At 33.4% G+C, this 23,560-nt stretch carries 19 protein-coding genes, 1 tRNA gene and 1 pseudogene; 15 read left to right on the forward strand and 6 right to left on the reverse strand.

The annotated features are described in order from the left end of the window. Positions 1-15: 15 nt before the first annotated feature. Positions 16-1,692, reverse strand: coding sequence for a RagB/SusD family nutrient uptake outer membrane protein (locus FF125_RS18630; protein WP_138951319.1), 1,677 nt, complete (start codon positions 1,690-1,692; stop codon positions 16-18). A 75-nt stretch (positions 1,693-1,767) separates the two neighbouring features. Between FF125_RS18630 and FF125_RS18635 the strand changes: the two genes are divergently transcribed. Together FF125_RS18635 and FF125_RS18645 are read left to right on the forward strand one after the other, a co-directional pair. Then, positions 1,768-2,421, forward strand: a complete 654-nt coding sequence (locus FF125_RS18635; RefSeq protein WP_138951321.1) for a family 43 glycosylhydrolase — start codon at positions 1,768-1,770, stop codon at positions 2,419-2,421. A 341-nt stretch (positions 2,422-2,762) separates the two neighbouring features. Beyond that, a complete protein-coding gene (locus FF125_RS18645; RefSeq protein WP_138951325.1) occupies positions 2,763-3,989 on the forward strand; it encodes a glycoside hydrolase family 117 protein in 1,227 nt (408 codons plus the stop codon). A gap of 227 nt (positions 3,990-4,216) precedes the next feature. Here the strand turns inward: FF125_RS18645 and FF125_RS18650 are convergent, their stop codons facing one another. Beyond that, complete coding sequence (locus FF125_RS18650; RefSeq protein ID WP_138951327.1) at positions 4,217-5,731, reverse strand: sulfatase-like hydrolase/transferase; 1,515 nt, start codon at positions 5,729-5,731, stop codon at positions 4,217-4,219. Between the two features lie 608 nt (positions 5,732-6,339). Here FF125_RS18650 and FF125_RS18655 point away from each other — a divergent pair. From FF125_RS18655 to galE, 9 genes are all read left to right on the forward strand, one after another. After that, on the forward strand, positions 6,340-7,914 hold the full coding sequence (locus tag FF125_RS18655) for a sulfatase family protein (protein WP_394344134.1): 1,575 nt from the start codon (positions 6,340-6,342) through the stop codon (positions 7,912-7,914). Between the two features lie 80 nt (positions 7,915-7,994). Then, positions 7,995-8,618, forward strand: a complete 624-nt coding sequence (locus FF125_RS18660) for a glycosyl hydrolase family 28-related protein (protein WP_138951331.1) — start codon at positions 7,995-7,997, stop codon at positions 8,616-8,618. A gap of 671 nt (positions 8,619-9,289) precedes the next feature. After that, complete coding sequence (locus FF125_RS18670; RefSeq protein WP_138951333.1) at positions 9,290-10,282, forward strand: GntR family transcriptional regulator; 993 nt, start codon at positions 9,290-9,292, stop codon at positions 10,280-10,282. Between the two features lie 9 nt (positions 10,283-10,291). Further along, positions 10,292-11,176, forward strand: coding sequence for an aldose 1-epimerase (locus FF125_RS18675; RefSeq protein WP_138951335.1), 885 nt, complete (start codon positions 10,292-10,294; stop codon positions 11,174-11,176). A gap of 16 nt (positions 11,177-11,192) precedes the next feature. Then, positions 11,193-12,341 (forward strand): galactokinase, encoded by a 1,149-nt coding sequence (gene galK / locus FF125_RS18680; protein WP_138951337.1) that lies wholly within the window; start codon positions 11,193-11,195, stop codon positions 12,339-12,341. A 10-nt stretch (positions 12,342-12,351) separates the two neighbouring features. After that, positions 12,352-13,371 (forward strand): UDP-glucose--hexose-1-phosphate uridylyltransferase, encoded by a 1,020-nt coding sequence (locus FF125_RS18685; RefSeq protein WP_138951339.1) that lies wholly within the window; start codon positions 12,352-12,354, stop codon positions 13,369-13,371. 63 nt (positions 13,372-13,434) lie between these two features. Beyond that, positions 13,435-14,730 carry a sodium:solute symporter family transporter gene (locus FF125_RS18690; RefSeq protein WP_317129642.1) on the forward strand — a complete coding sequence of 432 codons (1,296 nt, stop codon included), beginning with the start codon at positions 13,435-13,437 and terminating at the stop codon, positions 14,728-14,730. 33 nt (positions 14,731-14,763) lie between these two features. Next, on the forward strand, positions 14,764-15,081 hold the full coding sequence (locus FF125_RS22270) for a hypothetical protein (RefSeq protein ID WP_317129643.1): 318 nt from the start codon (positions 14,764-14,766) through the stop codon (positions 15,079-15,081). A 36-nt stretch (positions 15,082-15,117) separates the two neighbouring features. Continuing rightward, on the forward strand, positions 15,118-16,137 hold the full coding sequence (gene galE / locus FF125_RS18695) for a UDP-glucose 4-epimerase GalE (RefSeq protein ID WP_138951340.1): 1,020 nt from the start codon (positions 15,118-15,120) through the stop codon (positions 16,135-16,137). Between the two features lie 379 nt (positions 16,138-16,516). Here the strand turns inward: galE and FF125_RS18700 are convergent. Further along, positions 16,517-17,584, reverse strand: a pseudogene (locus FF125_RS18700) (type IV secretory system conjugative DNA transfer family protein); the annotation flags it as partial. Positions 17,585-17,964: 380 nt separating this feature from the next. After that, positions 17,965-18,046: transfer RNA gene (locus tag FF125_RS18705), tRNA-Leu, on the reverse strand. Positions 18,047-18,256: 210 nt separating this feature from the next. Here FF125_RS18705 and FF125_RS18710 point away from each other — a divergent pair. Then, positions 18,257-19,648: a dipeptidase gene (locus tag FF125_RS18710; RefSeq protein ID WP_138951342.1), complete on the forward strand. Its 1,392-nt coding sequence runs from the start codon at positions 18,257-18,259 to the stop codon at positions 19,646-19,648. Between the two features lie 123 nt (positions 19,649-19,771). Here FF125_RS18710 and FF125_RS18715 read toward each other — a convergent pair whose 3' ends face one another. Continuing rightward, a complete protein-coding gene (locus tag FF125_RS18715; protein ID WP_138951344.1) occupies positions 19,772-19,972 on the reverse strand; it encodes a hypothetical protein in 201 nt (66 codons plus the stop codon). A 166-nt stretch (positions 19,973-20,138) separates the two neighbouring features. On the opposite strand from FF125_RS18715, the gene FF125_RS18720 reads away from it, so the two are divergent. The 3 genes from FF125_RS18720 (at position 20,139) to FF125_RS18730 (ending at position 23,130) form a co-directional block, all read left to right on the forward strand. After that, on the forward strand, positions 20,139-21,242 hold the full coding sequence (locus FF125_RS18720) for a DUF4407 domain-containing protein (RefSeq protein WP_138951346.1): 1,104 nt from the start codon (positions 20,139-20,141) through the stop codon (positions 21,240-21,242). Positions 21,243-21,278: 36 nt separating this feature from the next. Then, positions 21,279-21,794, forward strand: a complete 516-nt coding sequence (locus FF125_RS18725; RefSeq protein ID WP_175418963.1) for a GNAT family N-acetyltransferase — start codon at positions 21,279-21,281, stop codon at positions 21,792-21,794. Between the two features lie 142 nt (positions 21,795-21,936). Further along, the gene (locus tag FF125_RS18730; protein ID WP_138949166.1) at positions 21,937-23,130 is read left to right on the forward strand and encodes an IS256 family transposase; all 1,194 of its coding nucleotides are present in this window, start codon (positions 21,937-21,939) and stop codon (positions 23,128-23,130) included. Positions 23,131-23,211: 81 nt separating this feature from the next. Here FF125_RS18730 and FF125_RS18735 read toward each other — a convergent pair whose 3' ends face one another. Then, positions 23,212-23,502: a hypothetical protein gene (locus FF125_RS18735; RefSeq protein ID WP_138951350.1), complete on the reverse strand. Its 291-nt coding sequence runs from the start codon at positions 23,500-23,502 to the stop codon at positions 23,212-23,214. Positions 23,503-23,560 lie beyond the last annotated feature (58 nt).

A 23,560-nucleotide genomic window follows, 5' to 3' on the forward strand; every position in this document is an offset into this window, starting at 1 on the left:
TAAACAAATCATTATTTAATTTTCCAGATTCGGATATTCATCTATCATTCTTTGAGGAAGAGGTGAAAAATAATTGTCTTTGCCAGTGGAACCTATAATTTGAACCCTCTCTACAACGGGCTGCCCATAATCAGGATGATTTGGATCAGATACGGTACTGGATATGTCATTTCTATAAGCATCACGGAGCACAGCATCTACTCTTTCCATTCTGGTTAAATCAAACCAGCGCAAAAATTCACCAGCAAATTCCCATCCTCTTTCAGTAAAAGCCAATTCTGCCAAATCTCCACTTGACAGATCTACATCAGGGTTTGGCGTATCTGGTGGCAGCAGTTCTGCCCTTCTTCTAATTTTATTCAAGGCTTCCCAAGCGTCCTGATTTATATTACCTGCTCTGGCTGAAGCCTCAGCATAAATGAGTAAAACCTCTGCGTAGCGCATCATATAATCATTCCTGTCGCTTTCAAAACTCGATCTTGGTATATCTCCTTTACCAGTAATTTTTGCCAGTATCGGGTTTTGTTGGATGATAAAAGCAGTCCAATTTACTGTGGGACCACCAGAAGGAGTGGTATAGGGATCCTCTATCATAGGATCCGTTATAAAAGTTGCATTTTTTCTGTGATTTTCAGGAAAGGTCTCAAAGAATTTAATCTCGCTAAAGGTATCCTCCCATCCTCCCAGTTCACCGGGGTTGCCGAGTTTACCCATTTTTCTATTACCTCCTTGAATACAGTCAACACAATGTTCAATGGTAAAAACAGATTCTTTGTTAAAACGATGCTCCAGGGTCCATAAGTCATCCAGATCTTCCATAAGATCAAATCCATGCGAATCATGGTTCTCCATAACTTTTTTCGCACTTGATGCTGCCTCTTGATATTTAGAAGCATCTTCTAAAGGGAACCCTCCCCAATCCAGATACAATCTTGCTAAAAAAGCACGTGCGGTACCATTGTTAGGTCTTGGAGCCCCGGTTTCAACCCCTGGGTAACTTTCCGGCAACATACGTTCAGCCTCCAGCCAATCACTTTCTATTTGTTTATAGATATTTACGGTCTCCGATAAAGTAAACTCAATATGAGGTTCAGGGTCTAGTTGCAACGGGACCTTTCCAAATACTCGCGTCAAATAATGATACATAAAACCTCTTATAAAATATGCCTCTCCCAAAAGCATATCCTTTTTATTCATATCAGACACTTCTAAATTCGCAGCATTGAAAAAAATATTATTAACCGAGTGGATAATCTTATATGAACTTTTCCAAATAGTTACTAAACGCTCATTGTACGGACTTGTCAATCTTTGATCTATTTCCCTATAATCGGCTTTGCTACTATAATAGCTAGTTGTAATATCATCTGCTCCCCAGGCGGGTGCAAAAAAATTATTGTCGCGGGTGGCTATGGCAAGTTCTATGTGGAGGCTGTCAACAGCATTTTCAAGTTCTAAAATACTTTTGTATTCTGTTGAAGGGACAGGATCCGGCTCATCACTTGAAGAACAACTTACAATCGTAAAAATGAAAACACCAACTAGTATAAAACACCAATTAACGCTTCTCTTTAAACCACTCTTTTTCATGTCAATAATTTTATAATAAAGATATTCATCATAAAAACTCTTAGCAACAATTCTACTGTAATATAACTGCAACCTGTTGTTTTGTTCTGCACTAAAAACCATTTGTTGTATATCCGATGTAAAATGAATAATTTAACGCATCATTAGTTTTATACTTTTGACTATGAATAGCAAAAAATGACTAGAAATATTTTTACTTGGACCATTGTTTTATTGAGCTTCTTCTTTTTTAAATCAATAAATGCCCAAAATCCAATCACTGCTCCGGGAATGTATATCGCAGATCCTGAAGCGCATGCTTGGAAAGATGGCAAACTCTACATTTATGGTTCAAGAGATGAAAGTGATGCCTATTGGTGTTCCTATACCCATCATGTTTTAAGTACTTCTAATCTAAAAAACTGGCAGATTACAAAAAATGCCTTTGCATCTAAAGGTGAATTTGATCAGGTTGACTACCATGACAAATTGTTGTTTGCACCAGATGCTGCCTATAACAACGGCATTTATTATTTGTACTACTGTTCCCCTGGTAAGGATTTTACTGAAGGGGTGGCCACGAGTAAAAATCCTAATGGACCTTTTCAAAACGGTAAACAAATTAAAGGGGCCTATCAAATTGATCCGGCTGTTTTAATAGATGATGACGGAAAGGGTTATTATTACTGGGGTCAGGGAAAACCAAAAGTAGCCAGGCTAAAAGCAAACTTAATTGAAATTGATTCGACTACAATCACTGAGCCCATGGACGAAAAGGGAAATACAGCTTTCCATGAAGGCTCCTCTATTAGAAAAATAGGTGATTTATATTACCTTGTTTTTGCCGATTAAAGTAGGGATAAAAGACCAACTTGTTTAGGATATGCCATCGGAAAATCTCCTATGGGCCCTTTTGAATACAAGGGCATTATTATTGATAATTTTGGTTGTGATCCTGCATCCTGGAACAATCACGGATCGATAGAAGAATTTAAGGGGCAATGGTATGTTTTTTACCACCGATCTACCAATAATTCTCAAAAATTCCGGAAGGTTTGTATCGAACCAATTTTAATCAATGAGGATGGAACAATTGATGAAGTAGAAATGACTTCTCAGGGAGCCGGATCCCCATGGTACTTGGAATAGTAATAATCGCAGCTGGAAACGGATTAACATAAAACTAATAAAGAATGAAAAATAGATTTAAACTTCTAGTAATAATAGTAGGAATAAGTATAGTATCTTGTCAAGAAAAAGTAAAAAAAGAAGAAAACGTGAAAAAAGAATCAAACGATATCGAAATTACAGATAAGCAGCAAGATTTCTTAGGGATTACCCATAAAGATAAATTAAGCGCAGCCAGTAAAAGAGCCCTTAAATGGGATCAAAATTTAGGAAACGAATGGTTTATAGAGTTTTCAGCGTTGCAACCTTTAAGAGGCGATTTAGCTTATGAAGAAGGTGTGGTAAGAAGAGATCCTAGTGCTATGATTAAACACGATGGAAAATACTATGTATGGTATAGTAAATCTGTTGGACCAACACAAGGCTTTGCTGGAGATATTGAAAAAGACAAAGTATTTCCTTGGGATCGTTGCGATATTTGGTATGCAACCTCGGAAGATGGTTGGACATGGAAAGAGGAAGGTTTAGCCGTGCCTAGAGGAGAAAAAGGAAGTTATGATGATCGCTCTGTATTTACCGTAGAAATTATGGAAAATGATGGCATGTATTATTTATGTTATCAAACCGTAAAATCGCCATACGTTGTACGAGTTAAAAATCAAATTGGTTTGGCATGGTCCAATTCGCCAGATGGTCCATGGACAAAAAGTGAAGAACCTATTTTAAGTCCGGCAGATAATGGTATTTGGAAAGGAACAGAACAAAATAGATTTTTAGTAGAGAAAAAAGGAGATTTTGATAGCCATAAAGTTCATGATCCTTGTATTATTCCCTACAAAGAAAAGTTTTATTTATACTATAAAGGAGAGCAAATGGGAGAAGCAATTACATTTGGCGGACGTCAGATTCGTCATGGTGTAGCTATTGCTGATAATCCTAAAGGACCGTATATAAAATCAGAATACAATCCAATCAGTAATAGCGGTCACGAAATTTGTGTTTGGCCTTACAATGACGGAATTGCATCTTTAATTACTACCGATGGACCAGAGAAAAACACTATTCAATGGGCTCCAGATGGTATTAATTTTGAAATTATGTCGGTAATTCCTGGTGTAACTGCTCATGCTATTGGTCTAAATAGAACTGCAGATATAGAAAAAGAACCAACCGAAATTCTTCGTTGGGGATTATCTCACATTTACAATTCTTACGATTATCAAAGTATCATGCGTTTTGAATCTCACAGAAAAACAACACATGCAGCGAAAGGTGAAAGTACTAAGAAATAATAAATTTTTGAGACCCTTTGATTTATTAGCTCGTATTATTTGGTATATTTAAATATGAAAAACCCGCAAACATTTTTATTTGCGGGTTTTTGATGAAGTCTATTACTCTTGGAATGGCAATGAGAGAACAACTAAATTATATACATATTTAAAAAAAGGTATAATTCTTTAAAATTTCATCAAATATTCTTTCAGTAAATTACCTAAAATTATATATTGTTGAGCCTCTAATTTTTTATTTCTTGAAACATTTTGGTTAAATCCAACGGATCATCCATCTCTTTTTGCAATGCCAATAAATCTTCAAATAAAGATTGTACCATAGCTCTATTTTCAGGCAAATCAGAGATATCTATCATTTCTTCAGGGTCATTTTTCATATTGTATAACAAAACCTTGTTCGCCTCCGGATATACCAATAATTTATAGCCATCTTTTCTAATCATTCGCTGCAAATTTAAATAGGCACCATAAATTTCTTTATAATGACTTTTTTCAGATCTCCCTTCTGCTAAATCTAAAAAGCTTTTAAACTCAACATATGTAGGTTTTGGCACACCTCCTATTTCTAAAGCCGTAGCCATAACGTCTTGTAAATAAACATCTTCATCAATCCGTTTATTTTTAGAAATTGTTGGCCCAACAATCATTAATGGCGGACGAATACTATGATCATACAAATTTTGCTTTCCTAAAAACCCAGTCCTTCCCATTGCTAAACCATGATCCGCTGTGAATATAATATAGGTGTTATCCATTTTACCAGATTTTTTAAGTGCATCTAGAATAGCACCTATTTGAGCATCAACATGTGTAATACTAGCATAATACTCTTGTTTATGAACTTTTACAGCGTATTCTGTTCTCGGAAAAGGAGCTAAAGCTTCATCGCGCAAATTATCTCCATTTCCAATTTCATGACGATATGGGTTTTCAGGTAAAAAACTTTTAGGAATAGTAAGATTCTCTAACGGATACATTTCTAGATATTCTTTTGGCGCTTGACGCGGATCATGTGGTGCATTAAATGCTAAATACATAAAAAAAGGTGTATCCTTTGTTTTTGCAGAATCGATAAACTCTAATGCATCATCTTTTAAAACCTCGCTCCAATGTTTACCCCCTTTCCAAAATCCTCCATTGTTTTTATCATATGCCGACCAAGAAGTATCGTTACTACTTAAAGGGCGATTATACCCTTTTGGCATGATATCCGCCGAATTTCCGTTTGGTACTTTAGAAAGCGAATCAAATTTTGCAACCATTTTTGCATGATCCCAGGCATCATTTGGCATTCCGGGACGAATATTTTTAGTGTGATTAAACACCTTTTGAGCTGGAGCATCAATATGCCATTTACCAGTCATATATGTTTCATAACCACTAGCTTGCAATAATTTTGCCCATGTTTTATTTATAGAATCATTTTTTAACCAGTTTTGACGAAACTTGTTGGCTCTCCAAACAAATCTACCTGAATTAAACATCGTTCGCGATGCTGTGCAGACAGCGCCACTCCAAGATCCCATATTATAAGCATGTGTAAAAGTAGTACCTGTTTCGGCAAGTTTATCCATTGCAGGAGTAATAATTTCGTCATTACCTAATGCATGAATAGAAGAATACGTTTGATCATCAGTAAGAATAAAAACAATATTTGGTTTTTGACTAACCTTTTTTACTTTCTCTTTACAACTTGTTAAAATCACGAAGGAGATAATTAAAGTGTAACAAATTTTCATTTTCCTTGAATTAAAAAAATATGCTCGATTTCTTAATTTAGAAAACGAGCATACCAAACTTTAACAATTAATTAATCATAAACAAATTTCAAAAAACTATTACACTTCGCTTGTATCAAATGACCTTAAATACAAAACAAATGTCTTTTTACTTTTATCTATTTCTTCCTATTGCGTTTCTTTTTTTGGAGCGATTTTATTTTCACTTAAAAAATTAGCCAAAAAATCATTAATCAATAACGATTAATTTTGGTTCTTTTATTTTAAGTATTGATTAACAAAACAAACTATTTTAACAATCAGTCAAATAACACAAAACTGATATCTTTATATGCCAAACCGAACTATTCTAATAAGAAGCTGAACCATCCTATTTTATAAAGAAAAATACACTTTTAACCATACTTTCTCTTGTAAAAAACATTTGTTATGCTCTGTCATGAAAATTACATAGAAATTTACAGTCAAAATCTAAAACCCATTATATGCCTACTAAATTTAAAATAAAATTCTTTCTGCTTTTTAGCTTAGTTTTAAGCTTAACTAGTTGTTCTAAAGTTGAAACTAAAGAAAAAGAACAAAATAGCAAGCCAAATATTTTATACATAATGGCCGATGACCATACCACTCAAGCTTTTGGTATTTACGGCAGTAGGTTAGCAAGTTTAAACCCAACACCGACCTTAGATAAAATTGCGAATGAGGGTATGATATTTGACAATTGTTATGTTACCAACTCCATTTGCACACCAAGTAGAGCCACGATTTTAACGGGTCAATACAGTCAAGCAAATGGTGTTTTAGATTTAGAAGGAGTTTTACCAACAGAAAATCAATATTTGCCAGCAGAAATAAAAAAATTAGGGTATCAAACTGCCCTCATTGGTAAATATCATTTATCCTCAAAACCAAATTTTGACTATTACAATGTTCTTACAGCTCATGGAGAACAGGGAACTTATTTTGATCCTGTTTTAACAGAAACGGGAATGAATTTTGCGTTAGAAAACGATCCTAAATTTGAAGGAAAAAAATATGAAGGACATAGCTCTGATGTAATTACTGATATCTCTATTGATTGGTTAAAAAACAAACGTGACAAGAGTAAGCCGTTTATGCTAATGTATCAATTCAAAGCGCCACATGACAATTTTGAATACGCTCCTCGATACAAAGATTATTTAAACGATACCTATATTCCAGAACCTGCTAGCTTATATCACAATGGTAATAATGGTTCTGTTGCTACAAGAGGTGCTAATGATTCGTTAATTAATGTAATAGGCTCTTCCGTTTCTAGAAGAAATACCATTAGAAGTATGGGAATGACTATGTGGGATAAATCTTCGATTAAAGATTCAAACCCTGAATTTAATCCGAGTCAAAAATTATATGACTTCATATCCGATAAAGAATATACACATGAAACCTATCAAGAATATCTTAAACGCTATTTACGTTGTGTAAAAGGAGTCGATGATAACGTTGCTAGAATGATTCAATTTTTAAAAGACGAAGGACTTTATGATAATACAATAATCGTATATACCGGAGATCAAGGATTTATGCTTGGAGAACACGATTATATAGATAAACGTTGGATGTACGAAGAATCGATGCGTATGCCATTTTTTGTAAGATACCCTAAATTGATCCAACCTGGATCTAGAACTGATGCCATTATAAACAATGCTGATTTTGCACCTACACTCATAGAATTAGCCGGCGGAAATCCACCAGAACAAATGCAAGGTCATAGTTTTGAATCTATTTTAAAAACTGCAAAAGAGCCTGAAGGCTGGCAACAATCTACATATTATCGCTATTGGATGCATATGGCACATAAACATGCTAATCCGGCGCATTTTGGAATTAGAACAAAACGATACAAGTTAATTTTCTTTTACGGTAAATATTGGGTTGATACTAAAGATATGAAAGCTACTTGGAACAAAGAAAGTTGGGGAAATTCTTTTGAAATGGATACTCCTGCAGCTTGGGAATTTTATGATTTAAAAGTAGATCCTAACGAAATGAATAATGCTTACAACGAACTAGAATACGCCGAAACTATTACTGATTTAAAGAAGCAACTTATTGCCAAACGCAAAGAACTTAATGAAGAAGACGGGGATAAATTTCCTCATATTCAAAAAGTTATTGATGCGCATTGGAATGATTAAAATTTCTTAATCTGAGTTCGGAAGAATTCAAAAAAATCTGTAACTAACATAACTCACAAAAGATTATCAAAGCAACGTATATGCAACAATTAAGAATAATAAAAATTTTATTATTCCTATTCATAGGAATTGCCATTTATGCGAATCCTGCTACTCGCTGTGATACGGTTATGAAGAAAGAGTTCAATATTCTTGATTATGGGGCTAAATCTTCGCACACAGAATTGAGTACAAAAGCAATTCAGGCCGCTATAGATGCTTGTTCTAAAAACGGAAGTGGAACCGTAATTATCCCGAAAGGCACTTATGTTACAGGCACTTTATTTCTTAAAAGTAATGTCACTATTAAAATGAATGCAAATACGGAATTATTCGGTAGTTCTTCGCTTGAAGATTATGCCGAGATTCCTGTAGGAATGGAAGAGCCGCATTTTTCAAAAAGCTTGTTTTATGCCAATGGGGAAGAAAATATAAAAATAATCGGACATCCTCGAAGTGAAATTAACGGCAAGGGATATATGTTCAAACATAGTCCTGAAAGACCCAAGTTATTTCGAATCGAAAGCAGTAAGAATATTGAATTCGATAATACAATTATTAAAAATTCAGGATCTTGGTGGCTCAGTTTTAACCGGAATAGGTGGTATACTTTATCCGGAATTTGCACTCAAGGAGCTTTGAGTTTGAGTGTTTTAGTTGTTTAATTCCAAAATAAGTATCAGATATAATGGTTAGGAAATAAATAAGTATTTTTTTTGGTGTCATTTGATTCGTTTTGATGTTAAAACATTAAATATCAGTATTATAAAATTAATTCTATTTTCTTACCCTTTCCTTTGTAGGTTAATTATTTCAATATTTTTACACCTTTTTTTATTAAATTTGAATAAGGTGTAAAAATTTACACTTCGTTTGGGAATTGTGTCCCTTAACGACACTTAATTAACTAATATCATCTAATAAGATACTTATAGCTATTTCTTTGAATGAGTTCAAATATTGAAATAATCCGTATTTGTGAATATTGCCATAATGAGTTTATAGCTAAAACAACTGTAACCAGATACTGCTGTCATAAATGTAACAGTAGAGCTTATAAAGAGAGGGTTAAGTCTAAAAAAAAAGTGGTCAAATGAGGAAACATTTGATACGAAAAATCAAGTTATTGAACTTATAAAAACTAAAGAGTTTTTAACTGTAAAGGATATTACAATATTAATGAACTGTTCTAGACTGGCTCTAACCTTTTATCGCTCCTCAATATTTTGTGATTTATTGCCTAATTGTTGAATTAGCTAAGTGAAATTAAAAAAAAACCAACTAGTACGGTCTAGTTGGTTTTTAAAAATAATTTATTATATTTACGGCTGATATTATGATAATAATTGAAAATAAAATAAAAATCCCGAAATACAAACAAATCGTCAATTCTATAGAAGAATTAATAATATCAGGTTTGCTAAAAAAAGGAGATCAAATACCTTCTATAAATAAAATAAAAACCGATAATAATCTTTCTAGAGATACTGTTTTAACAGCGTTAAATGAACTAAAAAACAGAGGTATCATTCAGTCTATTGTAGGTAAGGGCTATTATGTTTCAAGTGAAAATATAGAGGTTAGGCAAAAAGTATTCTTACTTTTTGATGAGTTAAATTCTTTTAAAGAGGATTTATATAATTCCTTTCTAGAATACTTGGGAAATAACGTTCAAGTTGAAATCTATTTTCATCATTTTAATAAAAATAGTTTCAGAAGACTAATCGAAGACAATGCAGGTAATTATAACTATTACGTTATCATGCCAGCAAATATGATGAACACAAATGATTTTTTAAAAATGCTACCTAGTGACAGAGTATATATATTAGATCAAATTCATGAAGATCTTTCTGAATATCCAGCAATCTATCAAAATTTTGAAAAAATAATTTTTGATAACCTTAATAAAGCGTATGATTTAATAAAGAAATACGAAAAAATTATTTTAGTCTTTTCAGAAGATAAACAACCTCAAGGAATGCTTAAAGGGTTCAGAGAATTTTGTGAAAGTAAAACCTTCAATTATGAGATTATAAATGATATGCAGGATAAAAATATAGAGAAAAGTGAATTATTTATAATTCCGGATGATATGAGTTTATTAAAGCTGATTAAAAAAATGAAACAAAAAGGATTTGTCCTAGCGAAGGATGTAGGTGTCATTTCATACAATGACACACTCCTAAAAGAGATAGTAGAAGGTGGTATTACGACCATTTCAACAGATTTTGATGCCATGGGTAAAAGACTAGCGGAAATGATTTTGAACAAAGAACGCATTCAGATAGAAAATCCTCATCATTTAATCATTAGAAATTCTTTATAAACAGGAAGAATGTTTAGAATTAAACACCTTAGAGACTTAAATCAATTAGAAATTAAAAATTCTGAAAATAATTTGCATGCCAAAATACATTTGGATGATGGTGCCAGTTTACAAGAATTAACTTTAAAAGGTCATCATATCATTAAGAGTTTAAGCCCTTTGGATTATGCTGACACTTATGCCTCCTCAATTTTGTTTCCATTTGCAAATAGAATAAAAGATGGTAAGTATGAATTTGAAGGTAATAGTTATCAATTTAACATTAATGAACCAGACAATAATAATGCTCTCCATGGAATGGTTTACAATAAAAGGTTTGTCTTTATTGATGAAAAAATCACAGGTTCAGGGGCTTCAGTAAAGCTAGCATATCATGAAACTCAAAGCTCCACTGGGTTTCCATTCACATATTCCATCTATCTCGAGTATGTTTTTACACAAAGCACATTAGATTTAAATGTAGAAATTAGAAACACCGATTTTAAAATATTTCCTTTTACATTAGGCTGGCATCCTTATTTCATAAGCGATGACCTTTATAACAGTTCCTTTCTATTTGATTCAAATTTAAAACTAAAGCTAGATAATCGAAATATAACAGAGGGAATTATTAACAATGAGAATCACAATAATTTTAAAATGAAGGATCAGTTTTTGGATGACTGTTTTATTTTAAAAACTCAAAACGTTTCATTCCTGACCCCATCTTATAGTTTAGAGTTGCGGACTTCGGAAAAGAATAGTTTTTTGCAGCTATACACGCCACCTCATAAGAATGCTATTGCCATAGAACCAACCACAGGGGTGTCAGATAGTTTTAATAATGAAATTGGTTTAAAAATTTTAAAACCTAATGAAGGATATAAAATCAGTTGGACGCTTGAATTAAAATAATCTCTAAATTAAAATAATGAATTCCGATTTAATAAAAAAAATAAAAACGAGTTTTCAGAAAACTTTTGAAGCGGAACCATTAATGATTTTTTCTCCTGGAAGGATTAATATTATAGGTGAGCATACCGATTATAATGATGGTTTTGTATTTCCTGCAGCAGTTGATAAAGGTATTGTAGCTGCTGTAGGTAAAAGTAATACAGACACTTCAATAGCTTTTGCTGTTGATAAAAATGAAACATTAAAAATTGATTTGAATAACATAGAACCATCTTCCGAAGGAAGCTGGGAGAATTATGTCTTAGGGGTTGTCGCAGAAATTCAAAACCGAAGTAAAACTATTGGTAATTTTAATATTGCCTTTGGAGGTGATATTCCGGGAGGAGCAGGTATGTCTTCATCTGCCGCTTTAGAGAATAGTGTGGTTTTTGGACTTAATGAGTTGTTCAATTTAGGCTTATCAAAAGGCGATATGATTTTAATTTCGCAGAAAGCAGAACATAATTATGTGGGTGTAAAATGTGGTATTATGGATCAATATGCCAGTATGTTTGGTGTTAAAAATCATGCGTTGTTATTGGATTGTAGGACCGTAAAATCAAAACCTTTCAAAATAGATTTTAAGAACCATGAACTTATTTTGATAAACACTAATGTTAAGCATAGTTTATCCGATAGTGCTTATAATGATAGACGTTCTGTTTGTGAATCTGTTGCTGAGATGCTAAAGGTTAAAGCATTAAGAGATGCCACAGAATATGATTTGGAAACAATACAGAATAAAGTAACGGCAGAAAATTACCAAAAAGCACTTTATGTGATTCAAGAAAATAATAGAACAATAAAAGCTTCAAAAGCAATTCAGGACAATGATTTAGAAACTCTAGGCGCATTGATTTATCAATCTCATGATGGTTTGCAACATCAATACAAAGTAAGTTGTGATGAACTGGATTTTTTAGTAGAACAATCCAAATTAAATGGACATGTTTTAGGAGCCAGAATGATGGGAGGTGGTTTTGGAGGTTGTACCATTAACCTCATTGAGAAAACAGAAACGGCATCATTTAAAGCATTTATATCAGAAGCTTATAAGAATAAATTTAATAGAGCGTGTTCAATCTATTCTGTGTCACTTTCAAATGGTACCGAAATTATAAAATAAGGCATAATACATGAATACAGATTTACAAGATTACTCACACAAACGCTTTAATATATTAATTGGTGAATGGGTTTTAGTATCACCACATCGCGCTAAACGCCCATGGCAAGGTCAAAAAGAAGCAGTGTCCAACATAGTAAGACCAACTTATGATCCAAGTTGTTACTTATGCTCTGGCAACACAAGAATTAATGGTGAAAAAAATCCAAAATACGCAGATGTGTTTGTATTTACTAATGATTTCGCAGCACTTCAAACAGACTCTAAAAGCTTTAAGGTTGAAGATGGTTTACTCATGGCACAAAGCGAACAAGGTATTTGTAAAGTGATTTGCTTTAGTCCGGACCACTCTAAAAGTTTAGCGGATATGGAAACTAAAGATATTGAAAAAGTAGTATTTGCATGGCAAAAAGAATACAATGAACTTGGGGAGAATGCCCTTATAAACTATGTTCAAATATTTGAAAACAAAGGAGCTGTAATGGGGTGTAGTAATCCGCATCCGCATGGTCAAATTTGGAGCCAATCAACACTTCCTAATGAAGTTGATAAAAAAAACCAACAGCAACTTACTTATTATAACCAAAACAAATCGAGTTTATTAGGCGATTACATGAATCAGGAATTAGAAAAAAAAGAACGGATTATTTTTGAAAATGCGGGGTTTGTTGTATTGATTCCGTTTTGGGCGGTCTGGCCTTTTGAAACTATGATAATACCTAAAACGCATCAACAAAGTATTTCTGATTTAAAAGCGGATGATACATTCTTATTTGCTGAAGCTGTTTCTACCATAACCAAAGCTTACGATAAATTATTTAATACATCGTTTCCTTATTCCAGTGGTATTCATCAAGCACCAACCAATGGGAAAGATAATAACCATTGGCATTGGCACATGAGTTTTTATCCGCCTTTATTAAGAAGCGCCACAGTTAAAAAGTTTATGGTTGGCTATGAAATGTTTGGGTCACCACAAAGAGATATTACAGCTGAAATCGCTGCTAAAATGATTCGAGATTTGATTTAGAATTATGACAAACACCAAATAATAGTATTTATAATAGAACTAACTATATTAAAATAATAAATTATGACAAATGGATTTGAATTTTGGGATTATGCTGTTTTTGTAGCCTATGCCATTTTAATTTTAGGCGTGGGATTATGGGTTTCTAGAGATAAGGACGGTCATGAGAAAAACGCTGAGGATTATTTTTTAGCAAGTAAGTCGCTACCCTGGTGGGCCATAGGCACCTCTTTAATTGCGGCCAATATTTCTGCAGAACAATTTATTGGTATGTCAGGTTCTGGGTTTGCATTGGGGTTAGCCATTGCATCCTATGAATGGATGGGGGCCATAACTTTAATTATAGTGGGTAAGTATTTTTTACCCATTTTCATTGAGAAAGGGCTTTATACAATTCCTGAGTTTGTTGAAAAACGATTCTCTACAAACCTTAAAACCATTCTTGCCGTATTTTGGATTGCGCTTTATGTATTTGTTAATCTAGCATCCGTATTATATTTGGGTGGATTGGCTATTGAAACCATCATGGGAGTAGATATGATTTATGCTGTCATTGGTCTAGCGTTATTTGCTGCCGCTTATTCATTATATGGTGGTTTATCTGCAGTAGCTTGGACAGACGTTATTCAGGTCGTCTTTTTGGTTTTAGGGGGCTTAGCAACAACCTATTTAGCCCTAAACACCGTGTCTGGTGGTGAGGGTGTTATAGTAGGTTTTTCTAAAGTGGTAGAAGCTGCTCCAGAAAAATTTCATATGATATTAGATGAATTTAATGCCGATGGAAGTACCAATGCCAACTACTTAAATCTACCAGGTATTTGGGTACTAATTGGTGGTTTGTGGGTTGCTAATATATATTATTGGGGTTTCAACCAATACATTATCCAAAGAACATTAGCTGCTAAATCTTTAAAAGAATCTCAAAAAGGAATTTTATTAGCTGCAGCCTTAAAAATAGTAATACCACTTATCGTTGTTATACCAGGTATTGCCGCCTATGTTATGGTCAATGATCCTGAAATAATGAAAGGTTTGGGAGAAGCAGGGCAATTGAGTTTGCCTTCATCAGGACAAGCTGATAAAGCTTACCCTTGGTTATTACAATTTTTACCCACAGGACTTAAAGGTGTGGCGTTTGCCGCTTTAGCAGCAGCTATCGTATCGTCTTTAGCTTCTATGCTAAACTCTACATCCACCATCTTTACTATGGATATTTATAAGCAATACATTAATAAAAATGCGAATGATAAAGTTACTGTAAATGTAGGTCGTATTTCTGCAGCTGTTGCATTAGTTATAGCTGTAATTATGGCACCACTTTTGGGAGGCATAGACCAAGCCTTCCAGTTTATTCAATAATGGACAGGAGTCGTTAGTCCAGGTATTTTAGCAGTGTTTATTCTAGGTTTATTTTGGAAAAAAACAACTAATAATGCAGCTATTTGGGGCGCACTGTTATCTATTCCAATTGCTTTATTGTTGAAATATGCTCCAATTCCTGCTTTAGAGCCTTGGATGCATCAAATGGGATTAACCGCAGTAATTACTATGCTGGTCATAATTGTAATAAGTTATCTTCAAAACAAAGGACAGGATGATGAAAAGGGCATTGTTTTATCTAAAAAGTTATTTGAAACATCACCTTTATTCAATATAGGATCTTTCGTTGTATGTATTGTAACGGCTGTATTATATTGTTTGTTTTGGTAATTTATTTTAAAAAATTAAAAATTTAATCAAAAAATAATGAAACAAAAAATAGTAGTAACTGGTGGATTAGGGTTTATTGGTTCTCATGTTGTAGTAGAGCTTCAAAATGAAGGGTTTGAAGTTATAATTATTGATAATCTTTCAAATTCGTCAGAGGACGTTTTAGAGGGTATAAAAGCCATAACAGGAGTCCAACCATTATTTGAAAAACTAGATTTAAGAGATAAATCTTTAGTGGTGGATTTTTTTAGCCGACATCATGATATTATGGGGGTTATTCATTTTGCAGCTTCTAAAGCAGTTGGCGAAAGCGTGAAATTACCATTATTGTATTATGAGAATAACTTAAATACATTGATCTATATTCTACAAGAATTACAAAAGAAAGAATCTTCAAATTTCATTTTTAGCTCATCATGCACGGTATATGGTCAAGCGGATACGCTACCTATTACTGAGGCCGCACCGATAAAAGAAGCTGAATCTCCATACGGAAATACAAAGCAAATTGGCGAAGAAATAATACATGATACATGCAAGGTTTTAGAAAATTTAAAAGCTATAGCCCTGAGGTATTTTAATCCAATTGGGGCGCATGACTCTGTCATTATTGGCGAGTTGCCAATTGGAACCCCACAAAATTTAGTACCATTTATTACTCAAACTGGGATAGGTTTACGTGAAGAATTATCTGTTTTTGGCGATGATTATCCAACAGAAGATGGTACTTGTATAAGAGATTATATCCATGTGGTAGATTTAGCAAAAGCACATGTTGCTGCTCTAAAGCGACTAATCAGTGGCGATAACGCTGATAATTATGAAGTGTTTAACATAGGCACGGGGAAGGGTTCATCAGTGCTAGAAGTGATTTCTGCGTTTGAAGCTGTTTCAAACCAAAAATTAAATTACAAAATTGTAGAGAGACGGGAAGGCGATGTTATAGCGGCATATGCTGATACCACAAAAGCAAATAACGTGCTAGGTTGGAAACCTAAATTGGATTTAATGGATGCATTATCCTCAGCTTGGAAATGGGAGCAGCGAATTAAATAGACCTGTATACACTTTTATAAATTTTGAGTTAAGCGATTTATAATAATATCAAAAGAAAACATAGTATTACACCATATTTACTCCTGTATGGCAATAAAGTACTGTATTAAAAGGATAGTTACATTTTGTATCGGCATAAGTCTCTTTTTAAACTTGAACAAAAAGGTTCGTTAATAATTAAAGAAACAATTAGTAACCGGTTAAATAAGTTTTTTTACCAGAGTTAAAGTTAAAAATCGGTAACTATTTTAATAAACTCTACACAAACAAAACGGAAGCTATTTTTATTGATTTTAGAAAAGCAACGCAGTTTATAAATTTCAGGACTAGAAGAAATTATGGAAGTACTAAATGAGGAAGAAAATACCAAAAAAAGTGTTTATCCAAAAATCTCCACCACCTCCCGATTAATCCGATCAAAATTCTCTTGAACATCCTCTTTGGTATAGGGTTTTTCCAATTCCGGGAGCTGTTTTTTAATTTTAGGTAGTTGGAAGTGCACCTTTTTATCCTTCCCATCCGCAAAGGTGACAAACTCCCCTTGCTCTAATCGAAAGAAAACATCCGCACGTATTTTGGCGACCTCTTTTTCCCCAGTGGCAATCTGAGTGTCAAAATTGAGATTATGCCCACGATTGATACTCGTAGTTTCCTTGCGTACAATTTCAAAAAAGCGCTCATAGTATTTTGCGGTATCCGGATCATTGACTTTCCCAAAAAACTGATACGATAAGTTACTCCAGATTGCCTTGCTTGCTTTATCCCCATACATAATGTCGTTTTGAATTTTATCCTGCATCACATAAACGGTTGCAATGTCATAACTCCGAAACGTTGCCGGAATTCGCTGTATATTGAGCAGTCGAATAGTTGGAGCTTCTTCCAGAAGTAAAAAAGGAGGCTTTTTATTTCGGATACTCATTTGTTTGGTAATGGTGTGAATAATGGCTGCAATGATTGGAGAATATGCGGTCTCATATTTGGGATTGTTGACCACCGAAATAACCGCTGAATCTTCCTGCCCATTAATATCTAACGGAACTTCATCCGCAGACAAAGCCATAAAGATGCTTTTGGTACTGATTCTTTTAAACGCATTAGACAAGGTGCTTTTCACCCCTGCCGTTTGCCACTCGGAGTCTTTGCCGCCGATAAAGCCATTTGCCATAGCTTTCGAAGTAGCATTGCTCTCTAAAAAAGAAATAAGACTTTTCGTATCTAGATATTGAAAGATGGCAATTACATGGGTTACGGTGCAGCACTTTGGGTAATTGGTTTTTAGTTTCCAAATAAGTCCACCAACCAAACCCTCCGCAGCATAATTAAAGAAGCGAGATGTACCGGTGACTACAGATTCCTTTTGCTCTAATAGGTTTTCCATAAGAACCCGTAAAATTTGATTGACACTTTCTTCATTTTCGAGATAATGCGGAGCTATAGAGTTTACTTTTTGAAATGTCCTGTCTGGCATACAATCAGACATTTTTCTGTTAGCCAATGGTGTCGAATATGGTATTAATTCATTTTTGGATTCTTCAACAATCTTTACATAGACTTACTTATGCCTATATGTTTCAGGGTGAAATACGATGCCGATTACAAATCCCTTTTCTTTAGCTAAATTGAATAAGGCTACAACTTCGTAAAATTTATTATTCTACCTTCAAATTCATAGCGATTGTGGACAAAAAGAAACATTTGATATCAATGCTAATGCAGATTAGAAAAAAGTGAAATGTTGTACCTATGTTGTACCCGCGTCAAAAAAAGGCTTAAAAACGACCCTTTTTTTAACAAAAAAAGCCGAAGATTTCTCTTCGACTTTTGTGCGGGTGAAAGGACTCGAACCTTCACACCGTGAGGCACTTGATCCTAAGTCAAGCGTGTCTACCAATTTCACCACACCCGCATTTTAACAATATTTTAAGAACTTTTATTAGGTTAGCTCCTAAGTCTAGCGTGTCTACCAATTCCACCACGCCTGCATAATTCTAAATTTTATACAAATACGCATATAAAATTTGTTAATTGGGGTGCAAATATAATCAATCTTTATAAAAAGCCATACGGTTCATTTATATTTTTATTACTTTTGAGTATATTAATCATTAATCTCATCATGGACAACTTAAAACCTTACGTACAACAACATAAAGAACGTTTTATAAATGAACTCATTGAAATTTTAAAAATACCCTCAATTAGTGCAGATTCTGCTTTTAGTCAAGATGTTATAGACACCTCTGAAGCAGTTAAAACGGCTTTAGAAAATGCAGGTTGCGACCATGTGGAAATATGTGAAACGCCAGGTTACCCGATAGTTTATGGCGAAAAAATAATTGATAAAAACTTACCTACTGTTTTAGTTTATGGTCATTATGATGTGCAACCACCAGATCCGTTAAATTTATGGAACTCACCTCCTTTTGAACCTGTTATTAAAAAAACAGAAATTCATCCTGAAGGTGCCATTTTTGCTAGAGGATCTTGTGATGATAAAGGTCAAATGTATATGCACGTTAAGGCATTGGAATATATGACAGAAAATAACAACTTGCCTTGTAATGTAAAGTTCATGATTGAAGGTGAAGAAGAAGTTGGTTCTGAAAGTTTAGCATGGTTTGTTAAACAAAATCAAGAAAAACTAGCCAATGATGTGATCTTAATTTCAGATACGGGCATGATTAGCAATACGCAACCATCTATTACCACAGGCTTACGTGGTTTAAGTTACGTTGAAGTTGAAGTTACTGGTCCAAATAGAGATTTACACTCAGGCTTGTATGGTGGTGCCGTAGCTAATCCTATTAATGTGTTAACGAAAATGATTGCTTCATTACACGATGAAGATAATCATATTACCATACCTGGGTTTTATGACAACGTTGAAGAGTTATCGGCTGCTGAACGTGCTGAAATGGCTAAAGCTCCTTTTTCTTTAGAGGATTATAAAAATGCAATAGACATTGATGCTGTTTATGGCGAGAAAGGATATACCACAAATGAAAGAAACTCAATTAGGCCCACTTTAGACGTTAATGGTATTTGGGGTGGCTATACTGGTGAAGGTGCCAAAACAGTTATTGCCAGTAAGGCATTTGCAAAAATATCTATGCGTTTAGTACCACATCAAGATTGGGTTGAAATTACTGAATTATTCAAAAAACATTTTGAAAGTATTGCCCCAAAAGGGGTACGTGTAGTAGTTAAACCTCATCATGGTGGACAAGGATATGTTACACCAATAGATAATATTGGTTATAAAGCAGCTGCAAAAGCTTATGAAGACAGTTTCGGTGTAACTCCTATACCACAACGTAGTGGAGGCAGCATACCAATTGTAGCTTTATTTGAACAAGAATTAAAAAGTAAAACTATTTTAATGGGCTTCGGTTTAGATAGCGACGCTATTCATTCACCTAACGAACATTTCGGAATATTTAATTATTTAAAAGGCATTGAAACAATTCCTTTATTTTATAAATATTTTACAGAGTTAAGCTCTAAGTAGTAAACTTTATTAAACGAAGAAATAACACGAAGAAGAGTGCAGATTACCTCTTCATAAAAAATCATTTCAGAGCCGGTGGCTGTGAAATGATTTTTTATTTTACGAATATTTTAATTTTTAAAACTAGTGATTCACCGAAAGTATTGACCAAGATTCTGGACATACATTATTCTTCGTCACAAATTGATTAAAATCTAATGGCCAAGCATTAGTCTCACTTTTACTATTTTTACTAGAAACCATGCGTTTATATTGCTTAGCAATATGTGCATTGAATTTACTTTTTTTAGTTTTCATTTCTAATGTTGTTGTTGTTGTCATCATTTATAGTTTTTATAGTTTATTATAGAACAACTTATTCTAACAAATTCCTACCATGACTTACTAACGTTTTAAAATAAAATAACTTTTAAACTTTAACATTTAATTCACTCACTGTTAAACAACAATGAGGTTTTCTAAATCGTTTTACTACTATATCCCCTTAATTATGATAAAAAACTTCTTTTGGATGTGCTCCGGTGCTGATCCTGATTTATTAAATGAAAGTCCCAAATCTGAACAAATAAAATATGCCGGCATTGGTGGTACTATTTTTTTCACTGCCGTTATGGCCTTTATTGCAAGTTCATACGCTTTATTTACGGTTTTTGACAATGCCTATATCGCAATCTCTTTTGGTTTAGTTTGGGGACTGCTTATTTTTAACCTAGACCGTTTTATTGTTTCTACAATTAAAAAGCGTAACAATGCTTGGCAAGAACTATTACAAGCATCACCACGGATTGTTCTAGCCATAATTATTGCCATTGTTATTTCTAAACCACTTGAGATGAAAATATTTGAAAAAGAAATAAACCAAGTGTTATTGGAACAAAAAAATGAACTTACACTACAAAATAAGAATCAAATAGCAGATCAATTTACTCCAGAAATTGAAAGAATTCAGTCCGAAATAAATACTATTAAAATTGAAGTGGACGCTAAAGAAAAAGAAGTTAATGATTTATATACAACTTACATTTCTGAAGCAGAAGGAACTTCAGGTACAAAGAAGCTTGGAAAAGGACCTGTGTATAAAGAAAAAAGAGAGAAGCATGATGCTTTACTTAATGAGCTACAACAACTAAAAAAAGAGAGCTCTACCAGTATCTCCGAAAAAGAGGCATCTATAATACTTTTAAGAAATAAACAAGAGCTGCAAATTACTAGAGACCAACCTATTATTAATGGATTTGACGGATTGATGGCTAGAATTAATGCTTTAGGTGAATTGGCATGGTTACCTTCATTCTTTATTTTTTTATTGTTTGTGGCTATTGAAACCGCACCTGTCTTAGCAAAAATTATGGCAACAAAAGGTGCTTATGATTTAAGATATGAAGAGCAAGAAGATGCCTTGAAAGTTTGGGTTGAACAACAAAAGAATCAAAGAGCTGCTTTATTATCTACAGACGTTGCTTTAAATGAAAAGGTATATTATGATGTTGCTAAAGATGAAGAAATTTACAACTACAAAAAGCAAAAAGCTAAAGACTTATTAAAATTACAGTCAGACAAATTCTATAAAAAACAAAGTGAAATTATCGGATAATTTTTAATGCTTATTTTTGATAAACAATTTATCATCATGAGATTACTAACTACCTATAGACTTGAATTAGACTTTGCGACTAAGAAAGATGCTGCATTTTTATTTGAATTGATGAATGATGCTGCGTATATAAAAAATATTGGAGATCGGAATATTAAAACAATTGCTGATGCTGAAAATTTTATAACTGATAAATATATTAAGAGTTATATAGAGCATGGTTATGGTTATTATATTATCAAATTAAAAGAAAATCTAAAACCAATTGGAATATGCGGAATCGTCAATAGAGAAGAAATGAGTTTCTTTGATATTGGATATGCTGTCTTACCTGAACATAGAAATAAAGGATTTGCATACGAAGCTACCAAAGCATTGTATGATTTTGCACAGAAAACTTTGCAAATAAATGAAATTGCTGCTATCACTGATCCTGATAATCATGAATCAATAGCATTAATTAAGAAGCTGGGAATGAAATATAAAAAAAAGATTCAGTTACCAAATGATGACATTGTATGTCATTTATATACAAATGAAAAACAAGCGTAGAAAAACTACATTCATAAAAAGCTTGAATGCGTTTTAAATTTTAAACTAGGGACTGTGCAATATTTTGTGTTTTAGCGATTATTTAGTTGAAAAATGATTTTGAAATTCATAGGCAAAAAATTTACCTTTAAATTTTTATCTTATGAACACAGAATTAGAAAAACAGTTGGAAGCCTTACTTGGTAAAATCACTAACAAAGAAGACTTTGATCAAGTCAAAGAACAATTACTTAAACGCGGTATTGAATCACTTTTAAGAGCAGAAATGACGGCTCATTTAGGTTACCAAAAAGGTGATTCCATAATTGCAAACAACCAGCGTAATGGTTTTTCACAGAAGACCATAAAAACGCAAAATGGAGAACAACGTATCCAAATCCCAAGAGATAGAGAGGCTAGTTTTGATCCAGTTATAGTTCCAAAACATCAGTCGATCAGTCAAGAATTAGAAGACTGTATCCAATTGCTTTACGCTAAGGGTATGAGCAATTTGGATATAATCGACTTTATCCACCGTACCTATGGTGTTAATTATTCAACATCACAGGTATCGATTATTACCAATCAATTATTAGAGGACATCAAGCTCTGGCAGAATAGGCCTTTAGAAGACGTTTATCCTATAATTTGGATAGATGCCATTCACTATAAAATAAGACAGGAAGGCAAGGTTATCTCTAAAGCTTGTATGATAGTTTTAGGTGTTAATACCGAAGGGCAACAGGATATTTTGAGCATGCATATTGTTGAAACCGAAAAAGCATCTGCTTGGATGTCTATTTTAGATGATCTGCGCTCTCGTGGAGTGAAAGATATTTTCTTTTTATGCTCGGATAACCTACCAGGACTTGACAAAGCGGTAGAAGCTATTTTCCCGGATAGCATAAGACAGATCTGTATTGTACATCAAATTAGAAACTCACTAAAATACGTGAGTTACAAAGACAGAAAAGCAATAATGACGGATATTAAAGGCATTTACCAAGCAGATAATGAACAGTTCGCTTTAGAAGCTCTCCAAATATTTAAACAAAATTGGGAACATAAATACGTATCTGCCGTACAGTCTTGGGAGAATAATTGGGATAACTTGACCGCTTTTTTAAATTATCCTAAAGAAATAAGAAAACTTATTTACACAACTAATATCATTGAAAGTTTTAATGCAAGTCTTAGAAAATATACGCGTAACAAAAAAGTGTTCCCTAATGATGATGCAGCCTTGAAATCCATCTATTTAGCGGCACAAAGCATCAGTGCAAAATGGAAGAAAACACGTTTTAAATGGGGACAAATCTACAATCAATTGTATATTTGTTTTCCAAACAGGTTATAAATCAAAAAAGTTAACCTATGAATTTTGAAATTATTTTTCAAAAACACAAAATTTTGGATAAACTCTTAAACTACTTTGAATTTATTTTGTTTTTTCTGATTTCAAAGAAAGTTTCTCTGAATGGTGATTATGATGCTCTTTTTTAATGTCACTTAAAACATTATTAGCAAAATCATAATCTACTTTTCTAAATCGATCTCTAGCGTAAGCATTGTGTCCGCTCCTTATAGATTTTGTTTCCTTAAGTACTAGACCATCGTCGTAAGGATTAAACCCTACAACTGTGTACATTTCATTTTCCTTAAGATTTCCTAATTTGTACCATCTGCGTCTAGCATCGACGCAAACTACCATTTCACCAATTTTAAACATATTATTATTTAATTTTCCCGTGGTGAATATAGGAATATTATTTTAAGTCTAAAAGTTA

The sequence above is a fragment of the Aureibaculum algae genome (assembly GCF_006065315.1).
GTDB lineage: Bacteria > Bacteroidota > Bacteroidia > Flavobacteriales > Flavobacteriaceae > Aureibaculum > Aureibaculum algae.

What these genes read in the sequence shown, in the direction of transcription:
- FF125_RS18630 (WP_138951319.1), bottom strand. Translation starts at nt 1,692, where the DNA reads ATGGTTTTTAGTGCAGAACAAAACAACAGGTTGCAGTTATATTACAGT.
- FF125_RS18635 (WP_138951321.1), top strand. Translation starts at nt 1,768, where the DNA reads ATGACTAGAAATATTTTTACTTGGACCATTGTTTTATTGAGCTTCTTC.
- FF125_RS18645 (WP_138951325.1), top strand. Translation starts at nt 2,763, where the DNA reads ATGAAAAATAGATTTAAACTTCTAGTAATAATAGTAGGAATAAGTATA.
- FF125_RS18650 (WP_138951327.1), bottom strand. Translation starts at nt 5,731, where the DNA reads ATGAAAATTTGTTACACTTTAATTATCTCCTTCGTGATTTTAACAAGT.
- FF125_RS18655 (WP_394344134.1), top strand. Translation starts at nt 6,340, where the DNA reads ATGGCCGATGACCATACCACTCAAGCTTTTGGTATTTACGGCAGTAGG.
- FF125_RS18660 (WP_138951331.1), top strand. Translation starts at nt 7,995, where the DNA reads ATGCAACAATTAAGAATAATAAAAATTTTATTATTCCTATTCATAGGA.
- FF125_RS18670 (WP_138951333.1), top strand. Translation starts at nt 9,290, where the DNA reads ATGATAATAATTGAAAATAAAATAAAAATCCCGAAATACAAACAAATC.
- FF125_RS18675 (WP_138951335.1), top strand. Translation starts at nt 10,292, where the DNA reads ATGTTTAGAATTAAACACCTTAGAGACTTAAATCAATTAGAAATTAAA.
- galK (WP_138951337.1), top strand. Translation starts at nt 11,193, where the DNA reads ATGAATTCCGATTTAATAAAAAAAATAAAAACGAGTTTTCAGAAAACT.
- FF125_RS18685 (WP_138951339.1), top strand. Translation starts at nt 12,352, where the DNA reads ATGAATACAGATTTACAAGATTACTCACACAAACGCTTTAATATATTA.
- FF125_RS18690 (WP_317129642.1), top strand. Translation starts at nt 13,435, where the DNA reads ATGACAAATGGATTTGAATTTTGGGATTATGCTGTTTTTGTAGCCTAT.
- galE (WP_138951340.1), top strand. Translation starts at nt 15,118, where the DNA reads ATGAAACAAAAAATAGTAGTAACTGGTGGATTAGGGTTTATTGGTTCT.
- FF125_RS18710 (WP_138951342.1), top strand. Translation starts at nt 18,257, where the DNA reads ATGGACAACTTAAAACCTTACGTACAACAACATAAAGAACGTTTTATA.
- FF125_RS18715 (WP_138951344.1), bottom strand. Translation starts at nt 19,972, where the DNA reads ATGATGACAACAACAACAACATTAGAAATGAAAACTAAAAAAAGTAAA.
- FF125_RS18720 (WP_138951346.1), top strand. Translation starts at nt 20,139, where the DNA reads ATGATAAAAAACTTCTTTTGGATGTGCTCCGGTGCTGATCCTGATTTA.
- FF125_RS18725 (WP_175418963.1), top strand. Translation starts at nt 21,279, where the DNA reads ATGAGATTACTAACTACCTATAGACTTGAATTAGACTTTGCGACTAAG.
- FF125_RS18730 (WP_138949166.1), top strand. Translation starts at nt 21,937, where the DNA reads ATGAACACAGAATTAGAAAAACAGTTGGAAGCCTTACTTGGTAAAATC.
- FF125_RS18735 (WP_138951350.1), bottom strand. Translation starts at nt 23,502, where the DNA reads ATGTTTAAAATTGGTGAAATGGTAGTTTGCGTCGATGCTAGACGCAGA.